27 protein-coding genes, 1 rRNA gene, 1 pseudogene and 2 other annotated features (1 of these 31 only partly in view) are annotated in these 24,967 nt (G+C 47.5%); of the genes and pseudogenes, 28 read left to right on the forward strand and 1 reads right to left on the reverse strand.

The features are described 5' to 3' along the window. The 10 genes from EL268_RS01315 to pssA form a co-directional block, all read left to right on the forward strand. Positions 1 to 514: ribosomal RNA gene (locus EL268_RS01315) — 23S ribosomal RNA — on the forward strand; it begins 2,415 nt to the left of the window's first position. A gap of 335 nt (positions 515 to 849) precedes the next feature. Continuing rightward, a complete protein-coding gene (locus tag EL268_RS01320; protein ID WP_106656586.1) occupies positions 850 to 1,971 on the forward strand; it encodes an MGDG synthase family glycosyltransferase in 1,122 nt (373 codons plus the stop codon). Positions 1,972 to 2,000: 29 nt separating this feature from the next. Next, positions 2,001 to 2,687: an HAD hydrolase-like protein gene (locus EL268_RS01325; protein ID WP_106656585.1), complete on the forward strand. Its 687-nt coding sequence runs from the start codon at positions 2,001 to 2,003 to the stop codon at positions 2,685 to 2,687. Positions 2,688 to 2,875: 188 nt separating this feature from the next. Next, positions 2,876 to 3,340 (forward strand): CtsR family transcriptional regulator, encoded by a 465-nt coding sequence (locus EL268_RS01330; protein WP_047074759.1) that lies wholly within the window; start codon positions 2,876 to 2,878, stop codon positions 3,338 to 3,340. A gap of 16 nt (positions 3,341 to 3,356) precedes the next feature. Beyond that, positions 3,357 to 3,875 carry a protein-arginine kinase activator protein McsA gene (locus EL268_RS01335; RefSeq protein WP_106656584.1) on the forward strand — a complete coding sequence of 173 codons (519 nt, stop codon included), beginning with the start codon at positions 3,357 to 3,359 and terminating at the stop codon, positions 3,873 to 3,875. A gap of 19 nt (positions 3,876 to 3,894) precedes the next feature. After that, complete coding sequence (locus EL268_RS01340) at positions 3,895 to 4,968, forward strand: protein-arginine kinase McsB (RefSeq protein ID WP_106656583.1); 1,074 nt, start codon at positions 3,895 to 3,897, stop codon at positions 4,966 to 4,968. Between the two features lie 66 nt (positions 4,969 to 5,034). Further along, complete coding sequence (locus EL268_RS01345) at positions 5,035 to 7,485, forward strand: ATP-dependent Clp protease ATP-binding subunit (RefSeq protein ID WP_016742864.1); 2,451 nt, start codon at positions 5,035 to 5,037, stop codon at positions 7,483 to 7,485. A 103-nt stretch (positions 7,486 to 7,588) separates the two neighbouring features. After that, complete coding sequence (gene radA, locus EL268_RS01350) at positions 7,589 to 8,956, forward strand: DNA repair protein RadA (RefSeq protein WP_088910268.1); 1,368 nt, start codon at positions 7,589 to 7,591, stop codon at positions 8,954 to 8,956. An 8-nt stretch (positions 8,957 to 8,964) separates the two neighbouring features. After that, positions 8,965 to 10,041 (forward strand): DNA integrity scanning diadenylate cyclase DisA, encoded by a 1,077-nt coding sequence (gene disA / locus EL268_RS01355; protein ID WP_106656588.1) that lies wholly within the window; start codon positions 8,965 to 8,967, stop codon positions 10,039 to 10,041. Between the two features lie 114 nt (positions 10,042 to 10,155). Further along, positions 10,156 to 10,884 (forward strand): CDP-diacylglycerol--serine O-phosphatidyltransferase, encoded by a 729-nt coding sequence (gene pssA / locus EL268_RS01360; protein WP_017247027.1) that lies wholly within the window; start codon positions 10,156 to 10,158, stop codon positions 10,882 to 10,884. A gap of 96 nt (positions 10,885 to 10,980) precedes the next feature. On the opposite strand, the gene EL268_RS01365 is transcribed toward pssA, so the two are convergent. Further along, positions 10,981 to 11,376: a nucleoside triphosphate pyrophosphohydrolase family protein gene (locus EL268_RS01365; protein ID WP_007716195.1), complete on the reverse strand. Its 396-nt coding sequence runs from the start codon at positions 11,374 to 11,376 to the stop codon at positions 10,981 to 10,983. A 286-nt stretch (positions 11,377 to 11,662) separates the two neighbouring features. Here EL268_RS01365 and EL268_RS01370 point away from each other — a divergent pair, with 286 nt between their 5' ends. The 18 genes and pseudogenes from EL268_RS01370 to EL268_RS01455 all read left to right on the forward strand — a co-directional run bounded on the left by EL268_RS01370 (position 11,663) and on the right by EL268_RS01455 (position 24,841). Next, positions 11,663 to 12,751: a PIN/TRAM domain-containing protein gene (locus EL268_RS01370; protein WP_106656582.1), complete on the forward strand. Its 1,089-nt coding sequence runs from the start codon at positions 11,663 to 11,665 to the stop codon at positions 12,749 to 12,751. A gap of 24 nt (positions 12,752 to 12,775) precedes the next feature. Continuing rightward, the gene (gene ispD, locus EL268_RS01375; protein WP_126435329.1) at positions 12,776 to 13,462 is read left to right on the forward strand and encodes a 2-C-methyl-D-erythritol 4-phosphate cytidylyltransferase; all 687 of its coding nucleotides are present in this window, start codon (positions 12,776 to 12,778) and stop codon (positions 13,460 to 13,462) included. A 3-nt stretch (positions 13,463 to 13,465) separates the two neighbouring features. After that, positions 13,466 to 13,939 (forward strand): 2-C-methyl-D-erythritol 2,4-cyclodiphosphate synthase, encoded by a 474-nt coding sequence (gene ispF, locus EL268_RS01380; protein WP_048035642.1) that lies wholly within the window; start codon positions 13,466 to 13,468, stop codon positions 13,937 to 13,939. A gap of 87 nt (positions 13,940 to 14,026) precedes the next feature. Next, positions 14,027 to 15,493, forward strand: a complete 1,467-nt coding sequence (gltX, locus tag EL268_RS01385; RefSeq protein WP_106656581.1) for a glutamate--tRNA ligase — start codon at positions 14,027 to 14,029, stop codon at positions 15,491 to 15,493. A 28-nt stretch (positions 15,494 to 15,521) separates the two neighbouring features. After that, positions 15,522 to 15,784 (forward strand) — a binding site (T-box leader). Positions 15,785 to 15,884: 100 nt separating this feature from the next. Continuing rightward, on the forward strand, positions 15,885 to 16,550 hold the full coding sequence (gene cysE / locus EL268_RS01390) for a serine O-acetyltransferase (protein ID WP_012683965.1): 666 nt from the start codon (positions 15,885 to 15,887) through the stop codon (positions 16,548 to 16,550). Continuing rightward, the gene (gene cysS / locus EL268_RS01395; RefSeq protein WP_106656580.1) at positions 16,531 to 17,937 is read left to right on the forward strand and encodes a cysteine--tRNA ligase; all 1,407 of its coding nucleotides are present in this window, start codon (positions 16,531 to 16,533) and stop codon (positions 17,935 to 17,937) included. Before cysE ends, cysS begins: the two co-directional genes overlap by 20 nt. Positions 17,938 to 17,954: 17 nt before the next feature. Then, entirely contained in the window at positions 17,955 to 18,359 is a 405-nt protein-coding gene (locus EL268_RS01400; RefSeq protein WP_007716204.1) for a Mini-ribonuclease 3, read from the forward strand. 1 nt (position 18,360) lies between these two features. Continuing rightward, complete coding sequence (gene rlmB / locus EL268_RS01405; protein ID WP_106656579.1) at positions 18,361 to 19,116, forward strand: 23S rRNA (guanosine(2251)-2'-O)-methyltransferase RlmB; 756 nt, start codon at positions 18,361 to 18,363, stop codon at positions 19,114 to 19,116. A gap of 1 nt (position 19,117) precedes the next feature. Next, on the forward strand, positions 19,118 to 19,642 hold the full coding sequence (locus EL268_RS01410) for an NYN domain-containing protein (RefSeq protein ID WP_106656578.1): 525 nt from the start codon (positions 19,118 to 19,120) through the stop codon (positions 19,640 to 19,642). Between the two features lie 83 nt (positions 19,643 to 19,725). After that, positions 19,726 to 20,376 (forward strand): RNA polymerase sporulation sigma factor SigH, encoded by a 651-nt coding sequence (gene sigH, locus EL268_RS01415; protein ID WP_005828894.1) that lies wholly within the window; start codon positions 19,726 to 19,728, stop codon positions 20,374 to 20,376. A 237-nt stretch (positions 20,377 to 20,613) separates the two neighbouring features. Next, positions 20,614 to 20,763, forward strand: coding sequence for a 50S ribosomal protein L33 (gene rpmG / locus EL268_RS01420; RefSeq protein ID WP_003392018.1), 150 nt, complete (start codon positions 20,614 to 20,616; stop codon positions 20,761 to 20,763). Further along, positions 20,763 to 21,011 carry a preprotein translocase subunit SecE gene (secE, locus tag EL268_RS01425; RefSeq protein ID WP_012683970.1) on the forward strand — a complete coding sequence of 83 codons (249 nt, stop codon included), beginning with the start codon at positions 20,763 to 20,765 and terminating at the stop codon, positions 21,009 to 21,011. Before rpmG ends, secE begins: the two co-directional genes overlap by 1 nt. 45 nt (positions 21,012 to 21,056) lie before the next feature. Next, positions 21,057 to 21,593: a transcription termination/antitermination protein NusG gene (nusG, locus tag EL268_RS01430; RefSeq protein ID WP_048035648.1), complete on the forward strand. Its 537-nt coding sequence runs from the start codon at positions 21,057 to 21,059 to the stop codon at positions 21,591 to 21,593. A 186-nt stretch (positions 21,594 to 21,779) separates the two neighbouring features. After that, positions 21,780 to 22,205, forward strand: coding sequence for a 50S ribosomal protein L11 (gene rplK, locus EL268_RS01435; RefSeq protein WP_005828886.1), 426 nt, complete (start codon positions 21,780 to 21,782; stop codon positions 22,203 to 22,205). A 90-nt stretch (positions 22,206 to 22,295) separates the two neighbouring features. Next, positions 22,296 to 22,979, forward strand: coding sequence for a 50S ribosomal protein L1 (rplA, locus tag EL268_RS01440; protein WP_106656577.1), 684 nt, complete (start codon positions 22,296 to 22,298; stop codon positions 22,977 to 22,979). A gap of 42 nt (positions 22,980 to 23,021) precedes the next feature. After that, positions 23,022 to 23,185: a sequence feature (ribosomal protein L10 leader region), on the forward strand. 24 nt (positions 23,186 to 23,209) lie between these two features. Continuing rightward, positions 23,210 to 23,725: a 50S ribosomal protein L10 gene (gene rplJ, locus EL268_RS01445; RefSeq protein ID WP_012683973.1), complete on the forward strand. Its 516-nt coding sequence runs from the start codon at positions 23,210 to 23,212 to the stop codon at positions 23,723 to 23,725. 55 nt (positions 23,726 to 23,780) lie between these two features. After that, positions 23,781 to 24,143 carry a 50S ribosomal protein L7/L12 gene (rplL, locus tag EL268_RS01450; RefSeq protein ID WP_047074728.1) on the forward strand — a complete coding sequence of 121 codons (363 nt, stop codon included), beginning with the start codon at positions 23,781 to 23,783 and terminating at the stop codon, positions 24,141 to 24,143. 102 nt (positions 24,144 to 24,245) lie between these two features. Continuing rightward, positions 24,246 to 24,841, forward strand: a pseudogene (locus EL268_RS01455) (class I SAM-dependent methyltransferase). Positions 24,842 to 24,967: the final 126 nt, after the last annotated feature.

The following is a 24,967-nucleotide window of genomic DNA, read 5'->3' on the forward strand; positions in this document are numbered from 1 at the left end:
TTAGTGATCCGGTGGTTCCGCATGGAAGGGCCATCGCTCAACGGATAAAAGCTACCCTGGGGATAACAGGCTTATCTCCCCCAAGAGTCCACATCGACGGGGAGGTTTGGCACCTCGATGTCGGCTCATCGCATCCTGGGGCTGAAGTAGGTCCCAAGGGTTGGGCTGTTCGCCCATTAAAGCGGTACGCGAGCTGGGTTCAGAACGTCGTGAGACAGTTCGGTCCCTATCTGTCGCGGGCGTAGGAAGTTTGAGGAGAGCTGTCCTTAGTACGAGAGGACCGGGATGGACGCACCGCTGGTGCACCAGTTGTCACGCCAGTGGCACAGCTGGGTAGCTATGTGCGGACGGGATAAGCGCTGAAAGCATCTAAGCGTGAAGCCCCCTCCAAGATGAGACTTCCCACAGCGCAAGCTGGTAAGACCCCTCATAGACGATGAGGTTGATAGGTTCGGTGTGGAAGCGCGGTAACGCGTGGAGCTGACGAATACTAATCGGTCGAGGACTTATCCACACACTTAGCAATCATGCGTATTCAGTTTTCAGGGAATGAAACCAACCTCTTTACCCCAGAATGGGTAAGGAGGTTTTTTGTTTTTAACGTATAGGAATTTTTTTATAAATTCCGGAGCGCATGAAAACTTTCCGCTAAAACGCGGTCGCTCCTCGTTGAACAGGCCTCGATAGAGGTTTTCTTATAGAAAAAGTCAAACTCGCGATTATTTTGTCGATAAGTTAGGCCGAATGACCGACAAGTTCCCTCTTGCAGACGGGTCTTGGGGTAGACTAACATGAGAAGGTACCTGATCCAGGCGTTGGAGTAGGCGAGGTTATGAAGGAGAATCGTTCATGAAAAAAATTCTAATCTTTTCCGCTTCCATCGGTAACGGACACAACCAGGCAGCGCGGGCCATGCAAGAAAGCTTGGCTGAGAGTGGTTGTACATCAATGATCATCGATACGTTGGAATATATTAGCCCCACCTTTCACAAGATTTTGCTGGAAAGCTATATGAATCTGTTAAGGCTGTCGCCCAAGATGTGGGGCAGAATTTATCATAATACAGAAAAAACCCGTTTCTTCGATATGAATGTGCTGATGAATAAGTTATTGGCAAACAAACTGAAAAAGCTGATCAACAGCGTACAGCCTGATGCCTTTATTGCTACGCATCCGTTTGCAAGCTGTATGCTCTCCGTACTGAAAGGAAGAAATGATTGGAAGGAACCAATCTATACGATCATTACCGACTATACCATCCATCCTTCATGGATAAATCACCATATCAATTATTACTTCATCGGCCATGAACAACTGTATTATCTGTTGGACGTTTATCGACAGGACCATCAAAAATTCATTCCGATGGGCATTCCCATTATGAAAAAATTCAGTTTGCCATTGGAACCCGATTTGATTCGGCAAAAGCTTGGCCTCGCTCCTGAACAAAAGAGCATTATTCTGTCAGGGGGCGGATTGGGTCTAGGCTCGATGGAAAAGGTATTAGATGGGCTAGAAGAGATTAACATTCCTTTGAAAACCTTTGTGTTAACAGGGACAAACGACAAGCTGTACAATAAAGTTGTAAATCGTACGTATCGCCATGAAGTCGTTCCGCTAAAATTCATCAATAACTTCCACGAATACTTGGAAACGGCAGATTTAATTGTCACCAAATCAGGCGGACTCACATCAGCTGAAGTAATGAGTAAACGGGTACCCATGATTATTTACAACCCTCTGCCTGGTCAGGAAGAGAGGAATAGCCATTTTTTGCTCAATAATGGATGTGCAGTACACGCGAATCTATCGGAGCAGTTGATTTACTTTATCGATGAACTATTGCATAGCCCGTCCAAGGTGGAATATATGCGTAGAATGGGACAGAAAATCTCGAAGCCGGATGCTGCACAACGAATTACCGAATTTATCTTGGATGATATGAATATGTTGCCAGGAGAAGTAGAATAGCTGCCTAGCCAGACAAAATGGAGGAACCTATGACTGTACCATTCGCCATATTATTTGATATGGATGGCACGTTGCTGCAAACAGAAAAGCTGTCGACCCCTGCATTTATTCGAACGTTTGACCAGCTTCGTCAAAAAGGGCTATGGCAAGGGGAAACCCCTGACGAACGTGAACTGGTCAATGTACTGGGAATGACAATCGAGCAGATCTGGGACAAATTGTTGCCGGGCGCGAGTGAGGAAGCCATTCGCTCAGCAGACGACTTCTTGCTAGACAATGAAATCCAGTTACTCAAAGAACGAGTGACCGAGCTATATCCGGATGTAATATCAACCTTAGAAAAGCTGCATGAAAAAGGATTTGCTTTATTTGTAGCAAGCAATGGGCAGGAAGAGTACATCGATGCCATTTGTCAGGAATACGAGTTAAAGCCGCTGATGACTGATCTGTACTCAGCTGGCCGTTTCCGTACGCATTCCAAAAATGACCTGGTTGCCAAATTGTTGTCTGATTACAAAATCGGGCAGGCCATCATGGTAGGAGATCGTCACTCCGACGTGGAAGCAGGTAAGACAAACGGTTTATTTACCATTGGATGCGACTTTGGTTTTGCCAAACCGGGCGAGCTTGATGGGGCAGATGTCATCATCACCAGCTTCTCTCAGCTACTGAATCATTTGCCAGCAATCGACACCAATACACAAGAACAAACATAAACCATTCCTCAGGGAGTGGTTTTTTTGTTGATCATGCCCAAGTTTCAAGCGACCCTCTTTTGCCCACACTAGAATGTGTAAGGGACACTTGCGGGCACGCACTAAACCCATTATAATTAACGTCAAAGATAGTCAAAGTCAATAGGTAACCTCATAAGAACAAACACAGAGGAATAGGAGGCGATGACTTGCGTAATATCTCGGACATCATTGAACATCATTTGAAAAGCATCATTACAAACAGTCCCAATGGATCGATCGAGATTCAGCGTAGTGAGCTTGCCGACCATTTTCAATGTGTGCCGTCTCAGATCAATTACGTCATCAATACGCGCTTTACCGTTCAAAAAGGTTACATCGTAGAGAGTAAGCGCGGGGGCGGCGGGTATATTCGCATACGCAAGGTGCAGATTGTCAGCAAAGCACGCTTGCAGGAATTGTTAACAGAAGAACTGATTGGTGAGAGCATCAGTCAGAGCGTAGGAAATGCGATCGTAGAAAGACTATTGGAGGAAGGTTTAGTCAACATCAGAGAAGCCACCTTGATGAAAATCGCTACCTCGCGAAACGTATTGACCCTAGAAGCTGAATTGCGGGATCGTTTGCGGGCAAATATTTTAAAGCAGATGATCGCAGCAATCTTGTTGAAGTAAAAGGAGGTAAGATGTTATGAACTGTGAGGAATGCGGAAAACGACCGGCGACACTTCATTTGACGAAAATCGTCAATGGCGAAAAAACCGAATACCATATTTGCGAGCAGTGTGCTCATGAAAAAGGGGACGTCTTTACCGGCTTTCACAACTTCAGCATCAACAATCTCCTGTCAGGACTTTTAAAATTTGATCCCATGCAAAAGAATGGACGCGAAACGGCAACGAATAAGCCGCTTCAATGCGAAACATGTGGACTCACATATGCTCAATTCAGTAAAAGCGGCCGATTTGGCTGTAGTGATTGCTACACCTTTTTGGGTGATCGACTGGACCCACTTTTCCGCCGGATTCATGGAAACACACAGCATATTGGAAAAGTACCAGAGCGAACCGGTGGCAAACTGAAGATCCGCAAAGAGCTGGAGCAACTGAAGCAAGCGCTGCAAAGTCATGTCGCCAGTGAAGAGTTCGAGAAGGCAGCAGAGATGCGTGATCGAATTCGAGCGCTGGAACAAAAAATGGCCCAATCGTAGCAAGGGAGGTTAGCTGGTTATGTCCCAGAAGCAGTTTATGCAAAACCCGTGGAGCAATTGGATGAAAGGAGAAGGTCCTGATTCCGACATTGTCATAAGTACACGGCTGCGTATCGCCCGTAACCTGCGCCAGCACCCCTTTCCGTTATTGGCAACGGACTCGCAGGGCGAGGAAGTCGTCAGAAAGGTAACGGAAGTAAGCGATTCGGAGGCCATGCACAAAAGGCATCAGCTTCAGATCATCCATATGGACCAAATTAACCCGTTAGAAAAACGCGTGCTCGTTGAAAAGCATCTGATTAGCCCTCATCTGGCAGAGGAATCTCGCAAAGGTGCCGTATTACTTCGTGAAGATGAGTCCGTCAGCATCATGGTTAATGAAGAAGACCACATTCGAATACAGGTACTATTACCCGGGTTTCGTTTGAACGAGGCATGGGAAATAGGTACGAAGATAGACGACATATTTGAGAAAAACTTGAACTACGCTTTCGACGAAACACGAGGTTATCTTACAAGCTGCCCAACCAATGTGGGTACGGGAATTCGTGCATCTGTGATGCTGCACTTGCCGGCTTTGGTGATGACGCAGCAGATCAGCAGAATTTTACAGGCAATTAATCAAGTTGGTCTAGTCGTTAGAGGAATTTACGGAGAAGGCAGCGAAGCTCTAGGGAATCTTTTTCAGTTATCCAATCAGGTCACACTGGGGATGTCTGAGTCGGATATCCTTTCCAATCTCTACGGTGTAGCCAGACAGATTATTGAGCAAGAGCGTGTGGCACGTACTTATTTGCTGGAGCATACGCGGGTTTCTTTGGAGGATCGGATTTTTCGGTCGTATGGCATCCTGATGTACGCTCGCACGGTAGAGTCCAAGGAAGCGGCTCAGCGCCTGTCCGATGTGCGTCTGGGGATTGATCTAGGCATCATTCCAAATGTATCTCCGCTGGTCCTAAACGAACTGTTGGTCACGACACAGCCAGGTTTTTTACAACACCATGCTGGGCAAAAGCTCACTCCGGACCAACGCGACGAAAGAAGGGCAAGGCTGATCCGCGAACGTCTGCGCGTAGTAGAATCACAAGAGTAATCGTAATGGTATCACGCAATTGTTAACCATATAGAGAATAAACACGGTTATACGGAGGTGTACGATATGATGTTTGGACGTTTTACAGAACGAGCACAAAAAGTACTGGCGCTTGCCCTGGAAGAGGCGGTTCGTCTTGGACACAAAGATATTGGGACAGAGCATGTGCTGCTGGGACTCATTCGAGAAGGCGAAGGGATTGCGGCGAAGGCACTGCAATCACTTGGGCTTGGCCTCGATAAAATCCAGAGTGAAGTGGAGTCGTTAATCGGGCGAGGAACAGAGCAGTCCGGTAGTAATTACACACCAAACTATACACCTCGCGCCAAAAAGGTCATTGAACTGTCGATGGACGAAGCCCGCAAGCTGGGTCATACCTATGTGGGGACTGAACATATTCTGCTTGGCTTGATCCGTGAAGGAGAAGGCATTGCTGCGAGAATCATGAACAATCTGGGCGTTAGCCTGAACAAGGCACGCCAACAGGTGCTCCAGCTTCTTGGCAGCTCGGAAATGATGGCATCTCATCAACCGTCTGGAGGGAATCCAGCGGCGAATACGCCGACACTTGATGGTTTGGCTCGGGATCTGACTGCAATCGCTCGTGATGGCGGGCTGGACCCGGTCATCGGTCGCCAAAAAGAAATTGAGCGTGTGATTCAAGTACTTAGCAGACGTACCAAGAACAACCCTGTTTTGATTGGGGAGCCTGGCGTCGGAAAAACAGCTATCGCAGAAGGTCTTGCCCAAAAAATCGTGAACAACGAAATTCCGGAGACCCTTCGTGATAAGCGCGTCATGACCCTCGATATGGGAACCGTTGTTGCGGGAACCAAGTATCGCGGTGAGTTCGAAGATCGTCTGAAAAAAATCATGGACGAAATTCGCCAAGCAGGAAACATCATCCTGTTTATTGATGAGCTGCACACCTTGATTGGTGCCGGTGGAGCAGAAGGCGCTATTGATGCCTCCAACATTTTGAAGCCAGCTCTGGCACGTGGCGAGCTGCAGTGCGTAGGGGCCACTACGCTGGATGAATATCGCAAGTACATCGAAAAAGACGCGGCATTGGAACGTCGTTTCCAACCGATTCAGGTTGATGAACCGACAGCGGAGGATGCTATTCGTATCCTGCATGGCCTTCGTGATCGTTACGAAGCCCACCATCGTGTCAAAATTACCGATGAAGCAATCGAGCAGGCAGTAAAACTGTCTGACCGCTATATTACGGAACGCTTCCTGCCTGACAAGGCTATCGACCTGGTCGACGAGGCGGCATCCAAGGTACGCTTGCAATCCTTTACGGTTCCACCAAACCTCAAAGAGCTGGAGGGACGTCTGGAAGAGGTGCGCAAGGAAAAAGACGCTGCCGTACAATCACAAGAGTTCGAGGAAGCAGCAGCCCTTCGTGATCAGGAGCAAAAACTGCGTGAAGAACTGGATAAAACGAAAAAAGACTGGAAAGAGCGCCAAGGCCAGTTGAACATGGAGGTTACGCCGGAAGACATCGCACAAGTAGTGGCGAGCTGGACGGGTATTCCTGTGTTGAAGCTGAAGGAAGAAGAAACAGAGCGCTTGTTGAAGATGGAAGAGATTCTGCACGATCGCGTCATTGGTCAAGATGAAGCAGTCAAATCCATCTCGCGTGCGATTCGCCGTGCCCGTGCTGGTCTGAAAGACCCAAAACGCCCGATCGGCTCGTTTATCTTCCTGGGACCTACCGGTGTGGGTAAAACAGAATTGGCTCGTGCTGTGGCAGAGACGCTTTTCGGTGACGAGGATGCCATGATTCGTGTAGATATGTCCGAGTACATGGAGAAGCATTCCACCGCTCGTCTGGTAGGGGCCCCTCCTGGCTACGTAGGCTTTGACGAAGGCGGTCAGCTGACCGAAAAAGTGCGTCGCAAGCCTTACTCCGTCATTTTGCTGGACGAAATCGAGAAAGCTCACCCAGACGTATTCAACATCCTCTTGCAAGTATTGGATGATGGTCGTCTGACAGACTCCAAGGGACGTACCGTTGATTTCCGCAATACGGTTGTCATCATGACTTCCAACGTCGGAGCCAGCATGATCAAGAAAAATACGACACTCGGCTTCACGACCAACGATTCGGAAAGAAAGTATCAGGATATGAAGGACAAAGTCATGGATGAGCTGAAGAAGAGCTTCCGTCCTGAGTTCTTGAACCGTATCGACGAAGTCATCGTGTTCCACTCTTTGGAGCAAGAGCACATCGAGCAAATCGTATCTCTCATGACAGAAGAGCTGCGTAAACGTTTGAAAGAGCAAGACATTGATTTCCAATTGACCGAAGAAGCCAAGAAAGTATTGGCAAAAGAAGGCTTCGATCCGGCTTATGGTGCGCGTCCTCTGCGTCGTGCTATCCAGCGCCACATCGAGGATAATTTGTCCGAGGAATTGCTCAAGGGCACGATCAGTAAAGGCGATACCGTTAATATCGAAGCCGAAGAAGGCAAGCTGGTTGTCAAACGCCTCGAAAAAACGAAATCGTAAACTGTTGAAACGTAATAGAATGCCTCCTGATTCGGGAGGTATTCTTTTTTTGGGTGCGTAATTATGATAAAAGTAGAGAAAGAAACCAAGTGAGGGTGCGATTATGTCCAAGTATAAAACGAAATACGCGTGTCAAGAATGTGGCTATGAATCGCCAAAATGGATGGGAAAATGCCCGGGATGCAGCAGCTGGAACACTTTGGTAGAGGAAGTGACCGTAAAAAATGCACATCGTCACGAAGGGCTGAGCGGTGGCCAGCGTCAATCTGCGATTCCATTGACTCAGGTAGCCAGTGAAGAAGAGCCACGCATGGATACGACGATCGGAGAATTGAATCGTGTTCTTGGTGGAGGACTTGTTCCAGGTTCACTCATTTTGGTTGGGGGAGACCCCGGAATCGGAAAATCGACATTGCTTTTGCAGACATCTTTTGCCTTGGCTCATCAAGGGGCGAAAGTTCTCTATGTATCTGGAGAGGAATCGGCAAAGCAAATCAAAATTCGCGCGGATCGACTCCATTTGCAAACGCCGCCGATGTTTGTATTGGCAGAAAATGATTTGGATTTGATCGAACAGCATATTAATCAAGTAGACCCGGATGTGCTAATTATTGACTCGATCCAGACCGTGTTTCACCCAACGATCCAATCGGCTGCTGGAAGTGTCGCACAAGTGCGGGAGGCTACTGCCCAATTGATGCGGATTGCAAAAGGGAAAGGCATCGGTACCTTCATTGTCGGTCACGTTACCAAGGAAGGCTCCATCGCCGGTCCGCGTATGCTTGAGCATATGGTGGATGCTGTTCTTTATTTTGAAGGGGAGCGCCACAATACGTTTCGAATTTTGCGCGCCGTCAAAAACCGCTTTGGTTCGACAAACGAAATCGGTATTTTCGAGATGAAGGATCGTGGTTTGGAGGAAGTGGCGAATCCATCTGAGATATTTTTGGCAGAGCGTCCATTTGGTGTTGCGGGTTCGACAGTCGTAGCCAGTATGGAGGGCACACGTCCCGTCTTGGTTGAGCTGCAAGCTCTCGTTGCCCCGACCAGCTTTGTAACCCCACGGAGAACGGCAACAGGGGTCGATCATCAGCGTGTGGCGATGATCATGGCAGTATTGGAAAAGCGCATGGGCATGATGCTGCAAAATCAGGATGCATATGTAAACGTAGCAGGCGGGGTCAGATTGGATGAGCCGGCCGTTGATTTGGCAATTGCCGTAAGCATTGCAAGCAGTTTCCGTGACCACGCTACCAATCCGCATGATGTCGTTATTGGAGAAATTGGCCTGACTGGTGAGGTGCGGGGTGTCTCTCGTATTGAGCAGCGAGTACGAGAAGCACATAAATTAGGCTTTAAGCGTGTTATCATACCGGAGAAAAACATCCGCGGTCTGGATGCACCAGCAGATATTCAAGTAATTGGTGTGAGCAATATTGCCGATGCATTGAACGAGGTGATAAGGAGGTAGGAGTGGGCATGCAGGGGAACATCAAAAGAACTCCGCAATTCGGTGATGTGCTTCGTCTCGTGGCACCCGGCACACAGCTTCGTGAAGGGTTGGAAAATGTTTTACGGGCTAAAACCGGGGGCTTGATCGTCATTGGGTGCGGTCCGGAGATGAAGTCGATTGTCGATGGCGGTTTTTCCATCAATTGTGATTTTTCTCCTGCCCATTTGTATGAATTAGCGAAGATGGATGGGGCGATTATAGTAAGTGAAGACGCAAAACGTATCCTGTACGCGAATACGCAAATCTTCCCCCCCTCCTCAATCCCCACGAGCGAGACGGGAACACGTCATCGTACAGCGCAACGGACGGCTATTCAAACGAATCATCTGGTCATTGCTATCTCTCAGCGTCGCAATGTGATCACGCTGTACCAGGGGAATTTCCGGTATGTCTTAAGTGAAATCAGTGTCATTTTGGCCAAGGCGAATCAGGCTGTATCTACGCTTGAGAAATACAAGGCCGTGTTGGATCAAGCTTTGACGAATCTCGGTGCGTTAGAATTTGAGGAGCTCGTTACTTTACACGAAGTTGCTTCGGTTTTGCAACGGATTGAGATGGTGTTACGTATTAAGACAGAGGTCTCCAAGTACATATGTGAGCTAGGGACAGAAGGAAGGCTCGTCAGTATGCAGTTGGAGGAACTGGTTTCAAACATTGAGGAAGAGGCCCATATGCTTATTCGGGATTACTCCCGAGATCCATCCTATTCACCTGATTTTGTGCTGCGGGACATGAAAAAATTGAACTCAGAGGAAATGCTGGAGCTTACTTCTTTTTTGCGAACGCTGGGGTATTCCTCCAATACCAGTATGCTGGATGAATCCGTTTCTCCTAGAGGTTATCGGATCCTGTACAAGATCAGGCGTCTGCCTGTTACGATCATCTCGAATCTGGTAGAGCATTTTCATCATTTGCCCCGAATTATGATGGCAACGATTCAGGAATTAGACGAAGTGGAAGGCATTGGCGAGGTCCGAGCGAGAGCGATTAAAGAGGGGCTGAAACGGATTCAAGAACAAGTGTTCATTGACAGACACATTTAAAGTAGAATAGGATAAAGGCATTATTTGTATTCAGCATTTGCCTAGGGGACTTGGATAAAAACAAGGTCAACAGGATAACCTGCTCCTTACGCAAAAGAAATCAGGAGGTAGTCTATGTTCGTTAAATCGTTACCGAACATACTAACCGTAAGCAATTTGTTTCTGGGAGTTTTAGCAATTATTCTTGCGTTTCGAGGCGATCAATACGTCGAATATGCAGCGATCACAGTGATCATTGGTATGCTGGCAGACGGGCTGGATGGACGTGTAGCTCGTATGTTGAATGCCCAAAGCGAGTTCGGGAAGGAATTGGATTCACTTTCTGACGTCATTACATTTGGGATTGCGCCAGCGTTCATCATGTATGTTGTCGTCTTGCAACACTTTGATTTGCTTGGGATTCTCATTACAGCCATTTTTCCGATCTGTGGTGCGCTGCGTTTGGCGCGTTTTAACGTACAGGCCGGGGTTCCGGGGTATTTCATCGGTTTGCCGATTACGGCAGCGGGGGGCGTACTGGCTACGCTCGCACTCTATCACCAAGTATTCACTCCGGTATTGCTTGCCGTAAGTATGTTGCTGCTGGCCTTTTTGATGGTATCAAAGGTCAAGTATCCTAACTTTAAAAAAGTGGGGATTCCAAAGTCTGCTTACTGGATCACACCCATTATCATCGCGATTGTGGTTGTTGTAGCGATTAAGTATCCGCAGCAATTTCCCAAAATCGTCTTCCTGCCACTTGCTTTTTATGCACTTTACGGAATAAAAAAAAACGTTGACTTTCTTGTCAAAAAATTACGCAAGCGTAAAAACAAAGAGGAAGAATCCGTTCCGTTTGAATAGTTGCGGCATAAAAAAACCCACACTTCCATGTGCGGGTTTTTCTTTTTTTGTATGCAACTTTTTTTAGGGTTCATTCGTAATACGAGTAGCGGACTTTTAAGACAGATTGAAGACACCCAAAGTATTCAGTCGGTTGGATTCTTTCTGAAGCACATCTTCTAGCTTAATGTCAGTAATATTGCATAAGGCAGTGAGGTAAAAGAGGTTTTTGCCGAGCTCAGCAGTAACTACATCGCGACAATGCTCGCACAGCGGTCCGTTAAAGTGGGTGTCCAAATGGGACTTGTTGTCCTCCAGATTTTTGTTCGAATCGTACGTCTGTTTTTTGGCAACCACTTCGACACAGCCGCATTCGGTGATGGCTTTCGTCAGTGAACGGTTAATGCGGGATGCCGTTTCCTGAACTTTGGACATGACGTCCAGTACGCTACGATGTCTGATCAAAAGCTCGGATACTTGCGTTTGAAAGTCGTCTATGTTTCGATTGTCCATCTGGTTCACCTCTGCTTTAGGCTGTTGGTATCGTCATAATTTTCTCTCATTACGATACTGACATTATAAGAAGGGAGTCAGCTCCCTGTCAATTTATCATCAAAGGAAACGAGTGTTCCCGGGTTGACGAGAAAATGACAACTATGTTAAAATTTTTGGCTATTTGACATGGCAAAATCTTTTTTGCTATAGTGAGGGAAAGTAAAATGAAGCATTATAATGATTTGGAAAAAAATAGGGTTTTACTCTTAGGGTTCTGTCTATATTAGTAAAAGGAGGTGAAGGCATGTTACGCCGAGTAGGAAAATTCATTTTTGTTTTGATAGGTGGCGGATTGGGGTATCGATTTGGCGACGAACTGTTCTCGCTGCTCGATCCACTGTTAAACTTTGGTGTAGTAGCCGGATCGCAATATATTGGAGCTGTACTGGGTGCCATCTTGTTTTTCTTTTTAGCGAATTGGGTTGTCGATTATGTTCTGCGCATCGTTCGATGGGGAGAAGAGACACTCGTCAAAATGCCGGTTGTCGATGTGATGTTCGGAGCGATGGGGTTGATTAGTGGTCTTATTGTTGCATTCTTATTATTCCTGCCCATCAGTAAAATTCCGATTCCATTTGTAGGAGATCTTTTGCCGTTAATTGTTTCCGGGTTGCTCGGTTATTTGGGCTTCCAGGTAGGATTTCGCAAGCGGGACGAGATTATGTCGGTATTTTCGATTGGACGTAAGGATAAGAAAAAGGAAAGTGCGACAACTGCCGTTAACTTGGAAAATAAAATCCTCGATACCAGCGTCATCATTGACGGACGCATCGCAGATATTTGCCGTACCGGCTTTCTGGAAGGGGTACTGGTCATTCCGGGATTTGTGCTAGAGGAGCTGCAGCATATCGCCGATTCCTCCGATGTACTGAAGAGAAACCGCGGTCGTCGTGGTCTGGATATCTTGAACAAGATTCAAAAAGAAATGAAGGTAAAGGTTCAGATTTGGGAAGGCGATTTTGAAGAAGTGTCCGAGGTGGACAGCAAGCTGATCAAGCTCGCCAAGCTCATTAACGGAAAGGTCGTAACAAACGATTTTAACCTGAACAAGGTATGTGAGCTGCAAGGTGTTGCGGTATTGAACATCAATGATTTGGCGAATGCAGTCAAGCCCGTTGTTTTACCTGGAGAAGAAATGAACGTTCAAGTCATCAAGGATGGGAAAGAGCACGGTCAGGGTGTCGCTTATCTGGACGATGGCACCATGATTGTTGTAGAGGGCGGACGAGAATACATCGGAAACGACGTTGATGTTCTCGTAACGAGTGTGCTGCAAACGTCAGCAGGACGCATGATTTTCGCCAAACCAAAGTTGCTGGAACGCGCGTTATAGAAAAGACAGGAGAGGGATGAATCAGTGAGTACGGGTGTCGTGATCGTTGCAGCCGGTTCGGGTAAACGAATGGGTGGACAACGAAACAAGTTGTGGTTACCGCTTGCTGGCGAGCCGATCTTGGCTCATACGGTACGTCTTTTTGCTACTCATCCCGACATTGATGAAGTCGTGCTAGTGGTGAGTGAAGCTGACCACGCAGAAGTAACGACCTGGCTCTCGGCTGAAAAGCTGCCAGTTGTGGTTACTCTGGGTGGAGCCGAGCGACAAGACAGTGTGAGAAATGGCTTGGCTTCACTATCCGCAAATTGCGATTACGTACTGGTTCACGATGCTGCTCGTCCTTTCGTCACTCGCAAACAGATCAGTGACATGATCAAACAGGTGCAACAAGATCAGGCAACGATCATGGCAGTACCTGTCAAAGATACGATTAAAGTGGTGGGGGCAACAGGACTTGTAGAGTCAACCCCGGCACGGGAAAGCTTGTGGGCGGTTCAAACCCCACAAGCTTTTCGTATGTCTTTATTGCGAGAGGCACATCAGGCAGCAGAGGCAGCGGGGAAGCTGGGTACGGATGATGCGATGCTGGTAGAGTGGCTGGGGCATTCGGTATCGATTATAAACGGAAGCTATGAGAACATTAAGATTACTACGCCAGACGATCTGTGGTTTGGTGAAGAGATATTGCGGAAACGAAAGGGAGAGTAGCTCATGCGTATTGGACAAGGTTTTGACGTGCATCAATTAGTAGAAGGGCGTCCATGCATTATCGGAGGCGTCACCATCCCGTATGAAAAAGGCTTGCTAGGGCATTCTGACGCGGATGTTCTCCTTCATGCGATTAGTGACGCAATTCTTGGAGCGATTGGTGAAGGGGATATTGGCCGTCATTTTCCAGATACAGACCCGGCTTTCAAGGATGCGGATAGCGTAAAGCTGCTGGAGCATGTATGGAAGTTGGTTCGGGAGCGCGGATACCGCTTAGGAAACGTGGATGCAACGATCATTGCCCAAGCACCGAAGATGGCGCCGTACATCCCGCAAATGTGTGAAGTCATTGCACGCGTTCTGGAAGCAGACGATCTCTCGCAAGTGAATGTGAAGGCGACTACCTCCGAGAAACTCGGTTTTACAGGCAGAGGGGAAGGAATCGCTGCACAGGCAGTATGCTTGCTTGTCAAGTAGAGGGGCAAGGTGTAACATAAAGCCTTAGATACGTTTTTACTTAGGTCAAGGTTATAGCCTTTTACATTCATAAGGATGGTGCTACCAATGGCGAAAGAAATTCGCACTCGTTATGCGCCGAGTCCTACGGGGCATTTACACATCGGCGGTGCGCGAACAGCGCTCTTCAATTATCTTTTTGCAAAACATCACGGTGGTTCGTTCATCGTTCGGATTGAGGATACGGACCAGACGCGGAATAAGGAAAATGCGGACGAAGAGCAAATGAAAAACCTGAAATGGCTCGGCGTAACATGGGAAGAAGGTACGGACGTTGGTGGACCATATGGACCGTACCGTCAAACAGAGCGCCTGGACATTTATCGGAAATATATCGATCAATTGCTGGCAGAAGGCAAAGCGTACTACTGCTATGCGACAAAAGAAGAGCTGGATGCAGAGCGTGAAGAACAGATCGCGCGTGGAGAAACACCACGCATTCTGGAAAAGCACCGCCATGTAACGGACGAGCAGCGTGCTCAGTACGAAGCAGAAGGGCGAGTGCCATCCATTCACTTCCTCGTTCATGATGATCGCGAGTATGTTGTGAACGACCTGATTCGTGGACAGGTAACCTTCAACTCCAACGAGATGGGCGATTTCGTTATTTGCCGTCCGGACGGGATTCCTACATACAATTTCGCCGTTGTAGTAGACGACTATTTGATGAAAATTAGCCACGTCATTCGTGGAGAAGAGCATCTGTCCAACACGCCTCGTCAGTTGATGATTTATGAAGCGTTTGGGTGGGAAGCGCCTGACTTTGCTCACTTGGCATTGATCCTCAACCAAGATGGCAAAAAGATGTCCAAGCGCGACGAGAGCATTCTTCAGTTCATTGAACAGTACCGTGACCTCGGCTTCTTGCCAGAAGCAATCGTGAACTTCCTTGTTCTTTTGGGATGGTCTCCAGGTGGCGAAGAAGAGATTTTCTTAATGGAAGATCTGATCAAGCTGTTCTCGATGGACCGCGTGAACAAGTCGCCAGCTGTGTTTGATGCAACGAAGATGAACTGGATGAACAACTTCTATTTGAAGCGCCAACCGCTGGATATGATTACAGACATGTGTATCCCTCATCTGCAAAAAGCTGGTTTCATCGAAGAAAATTTGTCTGCTGAGAAGCGCGAATGGGTTCGCAGTATTGTAGGCCTGTACCAAGAGCAAATGTCCTACTGTGCGCAAATCGTTCCGTTGGCAGCTCTTTTCTTCCTCGACGAAGTGGTGTACGATGAAGAAGCAACTCTGGTGCTGAAAGAACCACAATTGCCGGAAGTACTTGCTTCCTTTGTGAAACACCTTTCTGCCCAGGATGCATATAATGTGGATGTTATTAAAGCGGTACTCAAGGACGTGCAAAAGGAAACGGGTCACAAAGGCAAGGCATTGTTTATGCCGGTCCGCGTAGGAGCAACTGGCCAGGCGCATGGTCGTGATCTGGCAGAGACATTGTATCTGCTTGGACGCGACAAGGTGATTGCACGTGCAGAGCAAGTAATTGCAAACGGTCAGTAGAGCATTGGCTGGTTTTCTTTTATAAATTATGAATGCGACGATCAGGAGAAGTACAACAGTCTGCACATCTACAGAGAGGATGGATAGGTGAGAGCCATCTAATGTGCCCTGTATGGAAATGCCCCTGTGAGCAATGAGCTGAACCTATCTTTTAAAAGATAGCAGTAAGCGCCATCGGCTTCCCGCCGTTATCGGGATGTGAGCGAGATTTGCTCATGACTGTTTTGAGAGTTTTTATTGACAGTCATGACGATCTAAGCAGAGTGGAACCACGGTAAACCCGTCTCTGTCCCTTCGTGTTTGAGGGGATAGGGACGTTTTTTATTTTTTGAACCCTATCGTTGAGGGGAAACGCTGAGCAGGTAAATCAGGCAGGAGGTGCCACCCAAAAATGTTAGCACAGATGAGAGATGACATTCATGCTGTTTTTGAACGAGACCCGGCTGCGCGCAGTACACTGGAAGTCGTCATGACCTATTCCGGTTTGCACGCGATATGGGGGCACCGGATTGCCCACAGGCTCTGGAAGGCTGAGCTGTGTACACTCGCCCGAATTGTCTCTCAACTATCCCGTTTTTTCACGGGAATTGAGATTCATCCGGGCGCAACCATTGGCCGCGGCCTGTTCATTGACCATGGCATGGGTGTTGTGATCGGAGAGACGTGCGAAATCGGAGACAATGTAACGATTTATCAAGGGGTTACACTCGGGGGAACAGGTAAGGAAAAAGGAAAGCGTCACCCTACGATCGGCAACGATGTCATTATTGCTACGGGAGCAAAAGTGTTGGGCTCCTTCAAAATTGGCGATAATTCAAAGATAGGGGCTGGTGCCGTTGTCTTGCAGGAGGTACCGCCTAACTCGACCGTTGTAGGAATCAAGGGACGCATCGTCATCCAGGATGGCAAGCGGGTCAAAAACGATCTGGACCATGTAAACATGCCAGACCCGGTAGCGGATACGATTCGTATGATGCAAAAGGAAATTGATCAATTACGCAAAGAATTGGAGCTTTTGAGGGAGGATAAAAAGAACGATGGGCATTCAGCTGACTAACACGATGACGCGGCGAAAGGAACCGTTTCACACATTGGAGCCAGGAAAGGTAAAAATGTACGTGTGCGGCCCGACCGTGTACAACTACATCCACATTGGAAATGCGCGCCCTGCCATTGTTTTTGATACACTGCGCCGTTACTTGAAGTATCGTGGCTATGAAGTGACATTCGTGCAAAATATTACGGACGTAGATGACAAATTGATTCGTGTGGCGAATCAGGAAGGTGTCACTGTCAAAGAAGTGGCGGATCGATACACGGATGCGTACAATGCTGATCTGAAATCACTGAACGTATCGCCACCAGATATTCAACCGCGAGTGATGCAGACCATTCCAGAGATCATTGAATTCGTGCAAGGGCTGATTGAAAAAGGCTTTGCGTACGAGAGTGAAGGTGACGTCTATTTCCGCACGGGACGTTTTCAGGAATACGGAAAGCTTTCGCATCAACCGTTGGATGATTTGCAGGCAGGTGCTCGTGTAGAAATCAACGAGAAAAAGGAACATCCCCTAGACTTCGTACTTTGGAAAGCGGCCAAGACCGGAGAAGTTACCTGGGACAGTCCGTGGGGCGAAGGAAGACCGGGATGGCATATTGAGTGCTCGGCAATGGCCCTAAAGTTTTTGGGTGAGGAAATCGATATCCATGCGGGCGGAACAGACCTTGTGTTCCCGCACCACGAGAACGAAATTGCCCAGTCGGAGTGCTTTACGGGTAAAGTGTTTGCTCGTTATTGGCTACACAACGGCATGCTTAATATCGATAACGAAAAAATGTCCAAATCCCTCGGGAATTTCTTGCTTGCGCGAGAGCTTTCGGAGAAATTCGGCGGTCAATTAATTCGATTCTTTATGCTTCAGGGGCACTATCGCAACCCGATCAATTTTAGCGAAGAGTTGATCGAACAGGCGGCCAATGGTTTGGATAGAATCAAGACTGCGTATACGAATCTTTCCCATCGTCTAGATACCGTGCGCGCAGAAGAGCCGAATGATCAGGCACAGGAGCAGGCACGAATCATCGGGGAGCTTCGTGAGCGATTCATTACTGAGATGGATGATGATATCAATACAGCGAATGCTATTACCGTTATTTTTGACGTCGTGAAGGAAGCCAACCTGTATTTGCGTCATCAAAATGTAGGCGAAACCGAAGTTCGTGCATACATGGATTTGTTGGTGGAGTTGACGGAGGTTCTTGGTCTTGAAATTGCAGAAGAGCAGGAGCTGGTGGATAGTAAGATCGATGCGTTGATCGAAGAGCGCACAGAAGCTCGCAAAGCAAGAAACTTTGCGCGTTCTGACGAAATCCGCGATCTGCTCGCAGCAAAAGGAATCGTGCTGGAGGACACGCCACAAGGTGTTCGCTGGCGTCGAAAATAAGGGGCCGAAGAAAATAGATGCAAAAAGAAGAACTGACCCGAGATCCTAATCTGACAAATCCACTCGTGCTTGCCTTCCTCGGGGATGCCACCTATTCGCATTGTGTCAGGTATCATTTGATCGCCAAGGGGCTGGTTAAACCAAACCAGCTCCACAAGGCGGCCAACCGCTATGTTTCAGCGAAAGCACAGGCCAATGTGTTGTTGACGTTAATGCCCACATTGCCGGAGGAAGAATTGAATGTAGTGAAGCGGGGGCGGAATGCCAAATCCGGCTCCAGTGCCAAAAACGCCGATATTATCGACTACCGTCATGCAACGGCTTTTGAAGCATTGATCGGGTACCTGTACTTGAGTGGAAAAGAAGAGCGGATCGCTGAAATTGTGCAGCAGGCTTTTGCCATAGTGGAAGGAGAATCATGAAATGAGTGAAGAGTGGATTCTGGGGAAAAACCCCGTCATCGAGGCTTTGCGATCAGGCCGTACGATCAATAAGATTTGGATTGCAGAGGGAACGAATAAAAATCTGATGGGACCTGTCTTTGCCTTGGCGAAAGAACAGGGTGTCATTGTGACGACAGCGAACCGCAAAAAGCTGGATCAGCTCGTGTCGACGGACAACCATCAGGGTGTAGTGGCTTCAGTTGCCGCTTATGATTACGTAGAAATAGACGATATTTTGAAGCGGGCAGAGGAAAAAAACGAGGCGCCGTTCATTTTGCTGTTGGACGAGCTGGAAGATCCGCATAACCTCGGTTCGATCATGCGGACAGCCGATGCAGTCGGGGCTCATGGTGTCATCATTCCAAAACGACGTTCTGTCAGTCTTACAGCAACAGTGGCAAAAGCTTCGGCAGGGGCGATCAACTACGTGCCGGTAGCGCGAGTGACGAATTTGGTTCGTACCATGGAAGAGCTCAAAGAACGCGGTGTTTGGATCGCAGGAACAGACGCGAGTGCCAAGCAAGATTTCCGTCAGGGTGATTATACGATGCCGCTCGCGATTGTCATTGGTAGCGAAGGAAAAGGCATGAGTCGCCTCGTGAGGGAGAACTGTGATTTTCTTTACAGTCTTCCGATGGCGGGCAATGTTACCTCACTCAATGCTTCTGTAGCAGCTGCCTTGTTGATGTATGAAGTCTATCGCTCCAGGAGTCCAATTCCAACGCGGGTGAAATGACATGGCGAAACGAAAAGCCAAGCAGCTGTTGATCGTAGATGGATACAATATCATCGGCGCCTGGCCCGATCTGCGCCTGCTGAAGGATCAAGAGCGGATGGACGAGGCGCGTGATCAATTAATCGCAAAAATGGCTGAGTACCAGAGCTACACTGGTGTGAAGGTCATCATTGTCTTTGATGCGTACAACGTTCCTGGCATTGGCCGTCAAATGGAAGACTTCCAGGTTGAAGTTTATTTCACGAAGAAAAAGGAGACGGCAGACGAGAAAATTGAGCAGCTAGTCTCCCAATTTCACAATAAAAATCGACAAATTTACGTGGCAACTTCTGACTATACCTCTCAACGTGTCATATTTGGGCAGGGGGCTTTGCGCAAATCAGCGCGGGAGTTGTTGCTCGATATGGAAAATGCGGGCAAGGAAATCAAGAAACAAGTCGAAAAAACGCAAGAAGACCGCTTCTCCACGCGGATTACGCTGAATGATGAAATAGCGAAAATATTCGAAAAATGGAGAAGGGAATAACTTGGATTCGGTTGACGCTTTTTTACGGCATCATGTATAATAGCGCTATCTATTGGAGAAACCGGTTGGCGGAGGGATCATTTGTGAGTGTTGACCTCAAGGAGTTAAAACATGCCCAATATGAACTAATGACCGACGAAGAAGTAGTCGACCTGGTTCGCGATAATGACGCCGAAGCTTTGGAGTATTTGATCAACAAATACAAGAACTTCGTTCGTGCCAAAGCGAGATCCTATTTTCTTATTGGGGCTGACCGCGAAGACATCGTGCAGGAAGGGATGATCGGACTGTACAAGTCTATTCGCGACTTCCGAGGAGACAAGCTCACGTCGTTCAAGGCATTTGCCGAGCTGTGTATTACCCGTCAGATCATAACCGCGATCAAGACGGCGACACGCCAAAAGCACATCCCGCTCAATTCTTACGTCTCACTGGACAAGCCTATCTATGATGAAGATTCTGACCGCACGCTACTCGATGTGATCTCGGGAACAAAAGTGACCGATCCAGAGGAATTGTTTATCAATCGGGAAGAGTTCGATGACATCGAGGGCAAAATGAGTGAAATCTTGAGCGACTTGGAGCGTCAGGTTCTCATGCTCTATTTGGATGGGCGATCCTATCAGCAGATTGCTGTCGAGTTGAAGCGTCACGTCAAGTCTATTGATAATGCATTGCAGCGAGTAAAGCGCAAGCTAGAGCGCTATTTGGAAGGAAGAGAGATTCATCTGTAGAGAATCTCTCTTTTTATTTTGGAAGCAAAAGGACTAACTCTTGTCAAGTCATTTTGTTTGACATGGGTATTTCGGTATGATAAATTTATTTAGGTAGCCATAGACTCTTATCTCTCTGTTCTATGGTTACTTAGGTGAATGAAATGGTCTGGAAAAAGTAGCGGTTTTCCCGTACTATTTATCATCGGGGTACTTTTAACTAATAGCAGGTTTGAAATGAGATGGAGGTGGCAATAAATGCGAGTAAACATCACGTTGGCGTGCACCGAGTGTGGCGAGCGTAACTATATCTCCACAAAGAACAAGCGCACCACTACTGAACGTGTTGAACTGAAAAAGTATTGCTCCCGTGACAAGAAGCAAACCCTTCATCGCGAGACGAAGTAATGGTTGATGCGACGAAGTCAGGGGGTGGCAAAGTGGGTTTTTTATCACGAATCGGAGCCAGTTTTCGCCGTACCGGTGGTTTTTTTAGTGACGTAATGTCCGAGCTAAAGAAAGTCCGTTGGCCCAACCGTAAAGAGTTGACAACCTATACGCTTGTAGTACTCGTTACGGTCGTGCTCCTTGCAATATTCTTCTTCGTCGTTGATTTGGGTATCTCGCGCTTGATCGATTTGATTCTAGGAACGTAATTATGCAAGTCTTAGGAGGGACGGACGGTTAACGTCCTGTTGGATATGGAAAAAGCATGGTATGTACTTCATACGTACTCAGGTTACGAAAACAAGGTGAAAACCAATCTGGAGAAGCGACTCGAGTCGATGGGCATGGAAGACAAGATCTTTCGCGTTCTTGTTCCCACTGAAGAAGAGGTGGAAACCAAGGATGGTAAAAAGCGCACCGTCACGAAAAAAGTGTTTCCTGGATACGTCCTTGTTGAAATGGTGATGACGGACGACTCTTGGTATGTCGTGCGCAACACCCCTGGGGTTACCGGCTTTGTCGGATCCACGGGTGCTGGCTCTAAACCGACAGCGCTGCGTCCTGAAGAGGCCGATACGATTCTCAAGCAAATGGGAATCGAAATTCCCAAGATCAGAGTCGATTTTGCTCTCCGCGATATGGTGCGCGTCACAGATGGTCCGTTTTCCAATCGCACCGGGGAGATTATCGAGATTTACCCGGACAGGCAGAAGGTTCGCGTATTGGTGGACATCTTCGGTCGCGAAACACCGGTAGAGCTAGACTTTACACAAGTTCAAAAATTGGATTAGGATTCAACTTGAAAAGTATCGCGCTATGTGGTACATTTCATTTTGTTTTAACAATCCCACAACACTATTTGGGGTTTCTTGCACTCTCACTATAGATCGAAAGTCTTTTACATAGAGACTTTCAAAAAACGGTGGGAGGGGGCATTCCCCCGTAATAACCACATGTGAAGTAAGGAGGTGTGTTACGTGGCTAAGAAGGTTATCCGCGTAATTAAATTACAAATCCCAGCAGGTAAAGCGAATCCTGCACCTCCAGTAGGTCCGGCTCTCGGTCAAGCTGGTGTAAACATCATGGGATTCTGTAAAGAATTCAATGCTCGCACTGAAAGCGAAGTAGGTATGATCATTCCGGTGGAAATCACCGTGTTTGAAGACCGTTCTTTCACTTTTATCACAAAAACTCCTCCAGCTGCAGTTCTGTTGAAGAAAGCTGCTGGTATCGAGTCCGGTTCTGGCGTACCAAACAAAACAAAGGTTGCTACGCTGAAGCGTGATAAAGTTCGTGAAATCGCAGAACTGAAGCGTCCTGACCTGAATGCTGCATCCGTAGAAGCGGCTATGCGCATGGTAGAAGGTACAGCTCGTTCTATGGGTATCGTAATCGAAGACTAATTGTCTTGAGTGCAAGGGGGCACAGACGTTGTGCCCCCCTTGTCTGTGGGAGGATCAACCGCTACGACCACATTGAAGGGAGATTTAATCATGGCGAAAAAAGGTAAGAAATATCAAGAGGCTGTAAAGCTCGTTGATAAAAACAAAGTATACGAAGTAGCTGAAGGCGTTGAGCTGGTTAAAAAAGCAGCTACAGCTAAGTTCGATGAAACTGTTGAAGCAGCTTTCCGTTTGGGCGTAGATCCTAAGCGTGCTGACCAACAAATTCGTGGCGCAGTTGTATTGCCACATGGTACTGGTAAAGTACAACGTGTTCTCGTATTCGCAAAAGGCGAAAAAGCAAAAGATGCAGAAGCAGCTGGCGCAGACTTCGTAGGCGATGCAGACATGATCGCAAAAATTCAAGGTGGCTGGTTCGACTTTGACGTTGTAGTAGCTACTCCTGATATGATGGGTGAAGTAGGTAAATTGGGTCGTGTACTCGGTCCAAAAGGCCTGATGCCAAACCCTAAGACCGGTACAGTTACTTTCGATGTAACAAAAGCGGTTAACGAAATCAAAGCAGGTAAAATTGAGTATCGTGTAGACAAAGCGGGTAACATCCACGCTCCTATCGGAAAAGCATCCTTCGATGCTGACAAGCTGGTAGAAAACCTGGCTGCTCTGACTGAAGCACTGAACCGTGCGAAACCAGCTGCTGCAAAAGGTGTTTACATGAAGAACGTAACCCTGAGCTCCACTATGGGCCCTGGTGTACGCGTAGCTGTAAAATAATGACACTTGACTTCCTTTGTGGGAGTTGTTAAGATAGTCCCTGTTGATGAAAAGAATATGCCGTAGACAGAAGGTGCGGTGCTTGTGAGAGTAACGCTTAATATCCCTCCGAGGCGTGTAATGTACGAATGAGGAAACGCTGTTTTCCTTTGACGATATAGCATTATGCCCTCGTGAGTCTGCGAGGGCATTCTTCATTTTCTAGGATTAGAGCACGGGAGGTGTAATCAATGGCAGAAATTCGTCCAACCGTTATTCGTGAAGAAAAGGTACAAGCGATCAACGAAATCGCAGCTAAACTTCGCGAAAGCCAAACTACAGTGGTAGCTGACTACCGCGGTCTGACAGTAGCACAAGTAACTGAGCTGCGCAAACAATTGCGTGAAGCAGGTGTTGAGTTCCAGGTGTTGAAAAACTCCCTGACTCGTTTGGCTACTGAGAAGGAAAGCCTGACTGAACTGGATCAATATCTGACTGGACCAAACGCTCTGGCGTTCTCCAAAGACGATATCATCGCTCCAGCGAAAGTTATCGCTGAATTCGCTAAGAAAAACGACAAGCTGGAAATCAAGGGTGGCGTTATCGAGGGTAAAGTAGTTGATGCTGAGCAAATTAAAGCTCTGGCTTCCCTGCCGAACCGCGAAGGTCTCTTGTCCATGCTTCTTTCCGTCCTGCAAGCTCCAATGCGCAACGTTGCACTGGCAGTCAAAGCAGTGGCAGAACAAAAAGAAGGTCAAGGCGCTTAATCGTCTGATCGGTTAATGTTTTACAAATACTATTCCTTGAATGGAGGATTTACAAATGTCTAAAGAGCAAATCTTGGAAGCCATTAAAGGCATGTCCGTTCTCGAACTGAACGATCTGGTAAAAGCAATCGAAGAAGAATTCGGCGTAACTGCTGCTGCTCCTGTAGCTGTAGTAGCTGGTGGCGGAGCAGAAGCTGCTGCTGAGCAAACTGAATTCACTGTAAACCTGGTAAGCGGCGGCGCTTCCAAAATCAACGTAATCAAAGTTGTTCGCGAGCTGACTGGCTTGGGTCTGAAAGAAGCAAAAGACCTGGTAGACAACGCTCCAAAAACACTCAAAGAGGGCGTTTCCAAAGACGAAGCAGAATCCCTCAAAGCAAAACTCGAAGAAGCTGGCGCTCAAGTAGAAGTAAAGTAAGTTAGCTTCCTTTAGGATATCCCCTTGCCTGCGGCAGGGGGATTTTCTATAAACTCTTAATGATAGAGGTTTTCTTAAACGATGAGGAAGGGTGAATCACACGTGGCAGACCATTACTATACCAATCAACCGGGCGCTGCACATGATGAACAGCAATTTACGTTCAAACTCCGAGGCAATGAACTTCGTTTCATAACGGACGCTGGTGTTTTTCCCGAGACCGGATTGACTTTGGAAGTGTATTGCTCATTGAGAACATGGAAATTGACAGTCATGCGCGTGTGCTCGATGTAGGATGCGGGTATGGTCCGATGGGATTGACGGCTGCCAAGCTTGCTGATCATGGTCGGGTGACGATGATCGACGTGAACGAGCGTGCGGTTAACCTGGCTCGTCGTAATGCAGAAGCAAATGGAATCAAAAATGTTGAGGTTCGAGTAAGTGATGTCTACAGCGGCGTGCAAGGCGAGCAGTTTGATGTCATCCTGACCAATCCGCCGATTCGTGCGGGGAAGGAAATCGTTCATCGCATTTTTGTAGAGGGATACGACCTGTTGGTAGAAGGCGGAGAAATGTGGGTTGTCATTCAGAAGAAGCAAGGTGCCCCATCCGCATTGAAGAAGCTGCAGGAAACATACCGCGAAGTAATAGAGGTAGATCGGGAAAAAGGCTATCACATATTCAGGGCAATCAAATAAGCAAGAAGAAATCATTAGAAAAGTTTTCTTGACGCGAATAATTGAATGTGGTAGCATTATAAAATGTCAATATGGGATAAATGTCTATTTTTCAGCAATTCCCTGTCTGTCAAGCGTTTCTACTTT

This window comes from Brevibacillus brevis (genome assembly GCF_900637055.1).
In the GTDB taxonomy this organism is placed as follows: domain Bacteria; phylum Bacillota; class Bacilli; order Brevibacillales; family Brevibacillaceae; genus Brevibacillus; species Brevibacillus brevis.

Coding starts and splice junctions, on each gene's coding strand:
- EL268_RS01340 (WP_106656583.1), top strand. CDS start 3,895: ATGTCCCAGAAGCAGTTTATGCAAAACCCGTGGAGCAATTGGATGAAA.
- gltX (WP_106656581.1), top strand. CDS start 14,027: ATGGCGAAAGAAATTCGCACTCGTTATGCGCCGAGTCCTACGGGGCAT.
- rlmB (WP_106656579.1), top strand. CDS start 18,361: ATGAGTGAAGAGTGGATTCTGGGGAAAAACCCCGTCATCGAGGCTTTG.
- ispF (WP_048035642.1), top strand. CDS start 13,466: ATGCGTATTGGACAAGGTTTTGACGTGCATCAATTAGTAGAAGGGCGT.
- EL268_RS01335 (WP_106656584.1), top strand. CDS start 3,357: ATGAACTGTGAGGAATGCGGAAAACGACCGGCGACACTTCATTTGACG.
- rpmG (WP_003392018.1), top strand. CDS start 20,614: ATGCGAGTAAACATCACGTTGGCGTGCACCGAGTGTGGCGAGCGTAAC.
- EL268_RS01345 (WP_016742864.1), top strand. CDS start 5,035: ATGATGTTTGGACGTTTTACAGAACGAGCACAAAAAGTACTGGCGCTT.
- EL268_RS01370 (WP_106656582.1), top strand. CDS start 11,663: ATGTTACGCCGAGTAGGAAAATTCATTTTTGTTTTGATAGGTGGCGGA.
- secE (WP_012683970.1), top strand. CDS start 20,763: ATGGTTGATGCGACGAAGTCAGGGGGTGGCAAAGTGGGTTTTTTATCA.
- EL268_RS01325 (WP_106656585.1), top strand. CDS start 2,001: ATGACTGTACCATTCGCCATATTATTTGATATGGATGGCACGTTGCTG.
- rplJ (WP_012683973.1), top strand. CDS start 23,210: ATGGCAGAAATTCGTCCAACCGTTATTCGTGAAGAAAAGGTACAAGCG.
- cysE (WP_012683965.1), top strand. CDS start 15,885: ATGTTAGCACAGATGAGAGATGACATTCATGCTGTTTTTGAACGAGAC.
- EL268_RS01410 (WP_106656578.1), top strand. CDS start 19,118: ATGGCGAAACGAAAAGCCAAGCAGCTGTTGATCGTAGATGGATACAAT.
- rplL (WP_047074728.1), top strand. CDS start 23,781: ATGTCTAAAGAGCAAATCTTGGAAGCCATTAAAGGCATGTCCGTTCTC.
- EL268_RS01400 (WP_007716204.1), top strand. CDS start 17,955: ATGCAAAAAGAAGAACTGACCCGAGATCCTAATCTGACAAATCCACTC.
- radA (WP_088910268.1), top strand. CDS start 7,589: ATGTCCAAGTATAAAACGAAATACGCGTGTCAAGAATGTGGCTATGAA.
- cysS (WP_106656580.1), top strand. CDS start 16,531: ATGGGCATTCAGCTGACTAACACGATGACGCGGCGAAAGGAACCGTTT.
- pssA (WP_017247027.1), top strand. CDS start 10,156: ATGTTCGTTAAATCGTTACCGAACATACTAACCGTAAGCAATTTGTTT.
- rplA (WP_106656577.1), top strand. CDS start 22,296: ATGGCGAAAAAAGGTAAGAAATATCAAGAGGCTGTAAAGCTCGTTGAT.
- disA (WP_106656588.1), top strand. CDS start 8,965: ATGCAGGGGAACATCAAAAGAACTCCGCAATTCGGTGATGTGCTTCGT.
- nusG (WP_048035648.1), top strand. CDS start 21,057: ATGGAAAAAGCATGGTATGTACTTCATACGTACTCAGGTTACGAAAAC.
- EL268_RS01320 (WP_106656586.1), top strand. CDS start 850: ATGAAAAAAATTCTAATCTTTTCCGCTTCCATCGGTAACGGACACAAC.
- EL268_RS01365 (WP_007716195.1), bottom strand. CDS start 11,376: ATGGACAATCGAAACATAGACGACTTTCAAACGCAAGTATCCGAGCTT.